This window comes from bacterium (assembly GCA_040755755.1).
Taxonomy (GTDB): domain Bacteria; phylum SZUA-182; class SZUA-182; order DTGQ01; family DTGQ01; genus DTGQ01.
In genome coordinates this window covers 62,731-70,956 of the sequence record JBFLZW010000035.1, presented here as the reverse complement: position 1 = coordinate 70,956, position 8,226 = coordinate 62,731, and the positions used below count along the sequence as shown (strand labels likewise).

Sequence of the window (8,226 nt, the reverse complement as noted above, 5' to 3'; positions counted from 1 at the left end):
GCCTGGAAGCAAGCAAAAAGTAAAAAGGCACAAGGAGGAACTTGTTTTACTTTTACTTTTCAATGATATCCTCTGCGTCTCAGCGTCTCTGCGGGAGAATTACTAATTCTTATGTAAGTGCCATTCATGTTAGGTGAAATCCTGGCCTTGGCAAGAGAGCATCACCTCTCAACCTATGATGCCTCATACTTAGACCTTGCCATGAGGAAAGGACTCCCTCTTGCTACCCTGGATAAGGGTTTGGTAGCGGCGGCTAAACGGAGCCAGGTGCCAATTATGGCGGGATGAGCGGCAGTTACATTGCATTTTGACTTATCGGCCGGAATATGATATAAACTTTGCCCATGAGCCAAGAAAATATGCAAAACAGCGAAAATATCCCAAAAGTGAAAGATGTCCCAAAGCTGGTCATAACCAGTGCTCTTCCCTATGCCAACGGGCCGATTCACCTGGGGCATCTGGTGGAGTACATCCAGACCGATGTCTATGTCCGGTTCCTGCGGCTTGCCGGGGAGCAGGTCATCTACTGCTGTGCGGATGACACCCACGGCGCACCCATCGAAATCAACGCTTATAAGCTTGGGATCTCGCCGGAAGAGCTTATTGCCCGATCCTACCAGGAGCATACCGAGGACTTCGACAAATTTCAGATCAGCTTTGATTCCTACTACTCGACCAATTCTCCGGAGAACAAAGAGTTCAGCGATCTCATCTTCTCGCGCCTGCGGGAGCGGGGGGATATCTACCGCAAAGTCGTTGAATTGAGCTACTGTCCCAAGTGCCAGCGCTTCCTGCCGGACCGCTACGTCAAGGGTACCTGCCCGCGGTGTGGAGCGCCCGATCAATACGGGGATAACTGCGAAGCCTGCAACGCCACCTATGCCACTACCGACCTTATCGGCGCATACTGCGCGATTTGCAAAACCGCGCCCGTCCGCAGGGAGTCTGAGCACTACTTTTTCCGCCTGAGCAGCTACTCGGACCGGCTGCGCGCCTGGCTGACCGGAAATACCAACCTGCAGGATGAAATCAAGAATTATATCCTGAACTGGGTCGATGCCGGGCTGAAAGACTGGGACATCACCCGTGATGCTCCCTACTTCGGCTTTCAGATACTGGATGATCCGACCAAGTATTACTATGTCTGGCTGGATGCGCCAATTGGCTATATGGCCAGTACCAAGCATTATTGTCAGACTCACGGTGACGACTTCGACAGCTACTGGGTGAAGGAAACCGGCAGGATTATGCATTTCATCGGCAAGGACATCATTTACTTCCATTTCCTCTTCTGGCCTGCCATACTTATGGGCAGCGGATTTCGCCTGCCTGACAATATCGTTGTTCACGGCTTCCTGACGGTCAACAAAGAGAGGATGAGTAAATCGAGGGGCACCTTTATCACTGCCAGGGAATACTGGCAGAAGGCCGATCCAAGCTACCTGCGGTTTTACCTTGCCGCTAACCTGTCCAGAAGTATTACGGATATCGATTTCGATATCAACGACTTTAAGGACCGGATCAACAGTGAGCTCCTGGGCAATGTGGCCAATCTGGCCAACCGGAGCCTGAATTTTCTGAAAAACAAGCTGGAGGGAAGAATTGCCCCTCCGGACGAGGAAGAATACCGCTCCCTGACGGGGCAAAAAATTCCCTCCATCATGGAGGGCTTTTGCAATTTTGAATTCCGCTCCGCCATCCGCGGCATTCTCGAACTGAGTGACTCTGCCAATAAATACTTTCAGCGTCGGGAGCCCTGGAAAGTAATCAAGGAATCGAAAGATGAAGCTGACCGCATCGTCTCGACCTGCGTTCACTGGGTGCGGGACCTGGCTATCCTGCTCAAACCGGTCATCCCCTCGATCTGCCGGGAACTGGAGCAGCAGCTCAACCTGCCAGATATGACTTTCGGTGACCTTGGAAAGAGCCTGGCCGGTCACGTCATCGGCACCCCCCAGCCCCTGGTTCAGCGGATCGATAACCTGAACCTGATTGTCAAGGGAATCTGAGCCCATCATCTGAGCCTATTAATGATTGTAATGCCTGAATTCCAGTGTTGAAGTATAGGAACAATTGTGCAATATTGCCTCTCCAATACAAGGGGTAACGATTGCAATAATGATATAGTATCATTATAGAATGAATTGAAAGGCAAGCCTTAACTGCATACCGGCGGCGTAACCCCAGGAGACTGAAAGATGGAACAGAGTAAATTCCCACCTGGAGGGGATGAAAAGCGAGTCCAGAAGGTATTGGCACATTTATGAAGGGCAGACGGAAGAGGAAGCGGTAGCAGAAGACGAATTGTCTTTTGAAAACCGGACCTCCACCGTTATGGAGGTTCCCACCGAGTTGGTGCCTGTTATCCGTGAGCTCATTGCCAAACATCAGGCATCGCATAGTGGCAGATAGTATGGGAGATAGTATCGCTCCTTGTCAGTCTTTACTTATCCAGGCTAAAGCGAATGGCACTTACAGAAGCCGAGTTAGTATGAATGACACTTACCTAAGAATCAGTAATTTTCCCGCAGAGACGCTGAGACGCAGAGGATATCATTGAAAAGTAAAAGTAAAATAAGTTCCTCCTGGTGCTTTTTTACTTTTGGCCTGCTTTCAGGCCGCTGACACATCGAGATATCCTGACTTTCATCAGGCCCTTGCCGGATTGGTTGCTCTCTGCGCCTCTGCGGGAGATCGTTTTCCCCTGTGCGCTTTGTGTTCTCTCTATTTATAAGCTTGGCTTATGGAAGTGCCATTCAGGCTAAAGCCCCAGCTCCTCCGAAATCCCCTGCATGGCTTTCAGGCCAAGACCGATGAATTCCTCAAGGCTGAGCGCAAGCTCTTGACAGGCGCGGATCTGCTCCCGGCTGGCCCCTTTGGCAAACCATTTTTCCTGAAACCGCTTGAGGATAAAAGGAGTATCCAGACTGGCCAGTCTTTTGTCCGGATGGACCAGGGCTGCGGCCACGATCAGACCGGAGAGGGGATCGGCGGCAAACAGGGCTTTTTCAAGCCGCGTCTTTCGCGGCTGGTCATAGTGCGGGCTGTGGGCTACTACTGCCTGGCAGATGAGAGGGTCCGCCCCGGCTGCCTCCAGCGCCCCGGCACCAAGACGTCCATGCTGCTTTGGCTCTTTCAGAGTCTGGTCATAGTCAAGATCGTGAACCAGGCCAGCCAGTCCCCAAAGGTCGTTATCCTCGCCAAAATGCTCAGCCAGAGTACGCATAATGGCCTCGGTGGCCAGCATGTGCTTTACCAGATTCTCATTTTTTACCCCCACCCGGATAAGGGACAGGGCCTGATCTCTATTCATGATGTTTTGATGCTCCTTGTATCACAGTATTTTCATGTTCCTTGGTAAAATTCGACTCCCTGGTGGTTTCACTTCGACTTCTTTGCTGCTTAACTTCCCCCCTAAATTGCCCGGTATTTATTTTACCTCAGAGAGAGAGGAGGGAGCAAGCAGTTAATAAATTAAAATTATTGCAGATATTTCTTTTAGACATTACTTTCCTGGACAGCTATATTGTGGGGGAGAAGGGCCTCAGTTGACGATATTGTCCCTGCGGGGAGAGGAAGATGTTGTTTTTGTTCACCCCCACCTAACCTTCCCCTCAACAGGGACAATGTTATACAACTTAAGGATCACCGGCGACCGTCGCCCCCACATCCCAGCCCTCTCCCCTTCAGGGGCGGACACTTTTGAATTTGGGGAAGCGGACTTTGGAATGCGGGCGGCAGCCGCAGTTATAGTGGAAGCGGCTTCCAGCCGCTTAAGTAAGCGCCAGGGTGACGCTTCCACTATGACTATATCGGCTGGGAAGCCACGGGTAAAATAAAACGGGTAAAATAAAACTGTCCGCCCCTGAATTTGGGGGGAGAGGGACTTACTCACAAGATGGGGAACATCCGGTCTGAGTAGTTGTATTTGACAATGGATATTCAGACTTGTTAAATTTTACCATAGAGCGATAACCAGTTCCCAGGTAATTATTCGCACCGTTCTTCTCGTATGGCTCTTCATATTTTGGTCGTACCTTTACTCAATCAAACACGAGAATCTGGTAGCGGAGTCAACCAAACTTGAAACAGGCAGGATAGGGGGAAGTCATGAAAAAAAGGTTCGTTTCAACAGCAGTTTATGGGGCAGTTTATGGGCTCGCAACCATATTGATAGCGCTCACAGCTTATATTCCTTCTGCCAGGGCAGCAGGAACAGGCTCGGCAGTTTGCAATGGGGACCTCAATAATGATGGAGATATTACACCGGCAGATGCTCTCATTGCCTTTAAATGCTACTTTGCCAGTGAATGTGCTGAATGTGCCGACATAAATCAGGATGGCGGAATTACTCCAGCGGATGCTCTCTGTTTGTTTCGAAAATACCTGGGACTGACTTCCTGCCTGGATTTGCGGAGCTTATTCGATAAGCAATGGAAACTGCAATCCTTCGGAGTAACGGGAGAGGAAAAACCTCTGTTAGCCGGTTCCCAGATTACGATCCAGTTCAGCAAAGACAATACATGCGAGGGGACCGCCGGATGTAACCACTATTTTGGGACGCATACCCCCTCGGACGAGGGTGCCTTATCGATTCGTGGTATCGGCTGCACCAAGATGTACTGTTTGTCTCCTCAGGGGGTCATGGAACAGGAGATGCAGTATCTTGCAGCCCTCTCGACCGTTTGTTCCTTTGAAATCAATCAAAATAACCTCAGGCTGTTGTATGATAATAAGCACAAGGTTCTCAACTTCATAACCAGCCAGGGTTCATATATTAATATTGATGAGTTCATACAACTGGCAAATAATTCTCCCTGCGCTGACAGAGAAAACAAATTGTATGTCATCGACGGAGCGATGGTCTTCCACAGCCGGGAGGGTAACTGTGCTGATTGGAGCTATTCGAGAACGCTTTTTGGAAAAACGCCGGATGAAATAGTATGCAGCCTTTCTGATAGTATTGCCGGTCCTCAAAAGCACTACTATGATCCGAATCATGCAGACATATTTGACACGATCATAGATAACCTATCCCATCCCACGTTAGGGCTGGATGAGAGCCATACAGTCGAGGATATTCCCTTCCGCGACGCCAGCGGTTCTCTACCCGTTATCACGGACCCGGTAATTCCCCCTCCGCCACCTGACAGGCCACAGGCCGTTCCCGGAGAAATAATTGTTGTGTTTATTGAAGATGCGACTGAGGAAGATGCGGATAATTTAGTGAAATCCCATAGTTTAAGCTGGCGATCGAACTTTCCAGCCATGTTCTCTTACTGGGTTAAGGTGTTGAACGGCTCTCCGGCTGACTGCATTGATGAATTGGAAAAAGAAGATATTGTTGCCTGGGCAGAACGCAGGGGAAATCCATCGGGCGAAGAAGGAGCCAGCTATATTTTAATCCAATTTAATACCGGAGCAACGGTAAAAGCCGCTCAGGAATTGATTGGTTCCTTTGAAAATCTCGAAATCAGCTCGCTCAATATGCCCCAGAAATGGGGTGTAGTAACGGTTCCTGCAGGAACTGAACAACACTGGATCGAGACCTTTAAAAAGAGTGGTATGGTCAAGAATGCGGAGATGAATCTCATACGCTATCCTTGATATCCCATACAGCAGGAAAATGCAGGCTCATCGGCACTCGTGCACAATCCAGGTGCGGGAATCAGCTACCGAAACCTCAACGCATCATTTATTCCTGAATATAGGCAAGGTATCCTTCTTTGTTCTTTTCCCCTGATTCAGGTTCGGCTGTCTGGCCGAAAAAAGAATAGTGCGCCTGCCATTTGCCGTGATGAGAATCATATCTTATTATGCAGGTTACAGCTTTATCCTCCGGTGGCCATTGGAGGTGGTTTTCATCAGGAGTGGTCACATCCGGCAAAGGATGCAAGCTTACCAGATTAAGTCCTGGAGAGAAGGAGGGTACCTGTACCTGATTGAGCGGCGGATCAGGGATCGTGGTTGAAAAGTCCAGAGTTACCGTTTTCCCCTCAGCCTGGTTCGTGTATACTAATAAACCCATTCCGGAGGCAATGGGAAAATCTCCCTGATACAATTTTGTGGATAATCTCCGAAAGGTTGCCCATCCGGGAAGCTCGGTATGGCGGTAGGATTGGATTTTTACAAGCTGCACATTTTGATTTATCAGATAGCTCCAGAGCGACGAAGCCGCAGAATAAAATTTATCGATTCCGCAGGGAAGATAGAGAAAATTTAAACCAGGCCGTATAACCTGAACCTGAGCTGGCTCGCTGCCTTGTGCAGGCCCATAGGTAAATTTCTGAATGCGGCTGTTACCCGTATCGGCAATATAGACATTCCCACTGTCATCAACGGCTATGCCGCAGGGGTCGTTGAATTGTCCAGCCCCTGTACCATGACTTCCCCATTTGGTCAAAAACGTGCCGTCAGAATCGAATTTTTGAATGCGGTGGTTTGCCGTATCAACAACAGAGACATCTCCGCCAGCATCCACGGTTATTCCATAGGGGCTGTTGAATTGTCCATCCTCCGTGCCCTTTTCACCCCAACTGGCCAGAAAAGTACCATCCGGGCCCAATTTTTGAATGCGGTGATTGCCGGTATCGGCAATATAGATATTTCCACTGCCATCTGCGGCTATTCCGCGAGGGGAGATAAATTGTCCATGCTCTGAGCCATTGCTTCCCCAGGCGGCCCAAAATGTGCCGCTGGAGCTGAATTTTTGAATACGGTGGTTATCGGTATCAGCAACATAGACATTCCCGCTGCTGTCTATGGCTATTCCGGTAAGAAATTGAAACTGCCCAGGCCCTGAGCCATTACTTCCCCAGGTGGATAGAAAGGTTCCATCCGGGCTAAACTTCTGGATGCGGCTATTGCCCGTATCGGTCACAGAGACATTCCCATTGCCATCAACAGCTACTCGTGAAGGACTGCGGAATTGCCCATCCTTCGAGCCCATGCTTCCCCATTTGGCCAGGAAGGCCCCGCCGGAGCTGAATTTTTGAATGCGGTTATTATACTTATCAGCAACATAGACATTCCCGCCGCTATCAGCAGCTATTCCGGAAGGAAAATTAAATTGTCCATCCACTGTGCTATCGCTTCCCACTCCCCAGGTGGCCAAAAAGGTGCCGGCGGAGCTGAATTTTTGGATGCGACGGTTATCGGAATCGGTAACATAGACAGAGCCATCGCTGGCTATGGCTATCCTGGCAGGGGCATTGAACTGTCCATCTTCTCTGCCCTGCCCTCCCCATGCGGCGAGGAAGTTCCCGAAAGAATCAAACTTCTGGATGCGATGATTATATTTATCAGCAAGATAGACATTTCCGCCGCTATCTATGGCTATTCCGGTAACATGATAAAATTGGCCGTCATTTGAGCCATGACTTCCCCATTTGGCTAAAAATGTGCCATGCGAGGTAAACTTCTGAATGCGGTCATTATCCGTATCAATCACATAGACATTCCCTCTGCCATCCACAGCTACACCGGTAGGGAAGTTGAATTGTCCATCCTCCTGGCCCTGCTTGCCCCATTTTGTCAGGAAGGTGCCAGCTGCAGTAAACTTCTGGATGCGGTTATTCCATGCATCTGCAACATAGATATTATTGTTGCTGTCCACGCATATTCCCCATGGACCATTGAACTGTCCGTCCTTTGTACCTTTACTTCCCCATTTGGCCAGGAATGCTCCGGCAGGGTTAAATTTTTGCAGACGATGGTTATAGGTATCCACAACATAGATAAAGCCGTCTCCATCCAGCGCTATGCCGGAAGGCCGGTCAAATTGTCCATCCCCGGCACCTTTCGTTCCCCATTCGGCCAGAAAAGCGCCGTCCAGGGTAAACTTCCTGATACAATTGTCATCTGAATCAACCAGATAGATATGTCCGCTCTTGTCCATCGCTATTCCGGTAAGGTAGTTGAAACACCAGGGACCAGGCAAAGGAACCATCCAGGCAAATTGAGGGGGAAGCTCTATAGCGGCTGCCTCTTTGAGAGATAGTCCATACAAGCCTGAAATGCAGAGCAAAAGAAACCATGCCATGCTCTGGCGAATTGAAAAAAAACGGCTTTTCACTCCTCCTCCTGACGAGTACGTTTTCAATCCCTGCTTGATAGTTAGAGAAAAGTGGCGCACAGCGCATGCAGCGCCCGCTTGAAGTGCACAAAAGGTGATGCAGCCACAGGCTCTGTGAGCCTTGCGGCTCCAGGTTGTGTGGTGGGTTAATG

General features: G+C 49.6%; 5 protein-coding genes and 1 pseudogene. 4 read left to right on the top strand and 2 right to left on the bottom strand.

Going from position 1 to position 8,226, the window contains the following annotated elements; genetic code table 11:
* Positions 1–132: 132 nt before the first annotated feature.
* The 3 genes and pseudogenes from AB1611_12395 (at position 133) to AB1611_12385 (ending at position 2,412) form a co-directional block, all read left to right on the top strand.
* Positions 133–288 (top strand): annotated as a pseudogene (locus AB1611_12395) (type II toxin-antitoxin system VapC family toxin).
* 56 nt (positions 289–344) lie between these two features.
* Positions 345–2,009 carry a methionine--tRNA ligase gene (gene metG / locus AB1611_12390; GenBank protein ID MEW6380390.1) on the top strand — a complete coding sequence of 555 codons (1,665 nt, stop codon included), beginning with the start codon at positions 345–347 and terminating at the stop codon, positions 2,007–2,009.
* 220 nt (positions 2,010–2,229) lie between these two features.
* A complete protein-coding gene (locus AB1611_12385; GenBank protein ID MEW6380389.1) occupies positions 2,230–2,412 on the top strand; it encodes a hypothetical protein in 183 nt (60 codons plus the stop codon).
* A 349-nt stretch (positions 2,413–2,761) separates the two neighbouring features.
* Here AB1611_12385 and AB1611_12380 read toward each other — a convergent pair whose 3' ends face one another.
* A complete protein-coding gene (locus AB1611_12380) occupies positions 2,762–3,313 on the bottom strand; it encodes an HD domain-containing protein (GenBank protein MEW6380388.1) in 552 nt (183 codons plus the stop codon).
* A 797-nt stretch (positions 3,314–4,110) separates the two neighbouring features.
* On the opposite strand from AB1611_12380, the gene AB1611_12375 reads away from it, so the two are divergent.
* Positions 4,111–5,607, top strand: a complete 1,497-nt coding sequence (locus AB1611_12375) for an META domain-containing protein (GenBank protein ID MEW6380387.1) — start codon at positions 4,111–4,113, stop codon at positions 5,605–5,607.
* Between the two features lie 88 nt (positions 5,608–5,695).
* Here AB1611_12375 and AB1611_12370 read toward each other — a convergent pair whose 3' ends face one another.
* A complete protein-coding gene (locus AB1611_12370) occupies positions 5,696–8,074 on the bottom strand; it encodes a 6-bladed beta-propeller (protein MEW6380386.1) in 2,379 nt (792 codons plus the stop codon).
* Between the last annotated feature and the right edge of the window lie 152 nt (positions 8,075–8,226).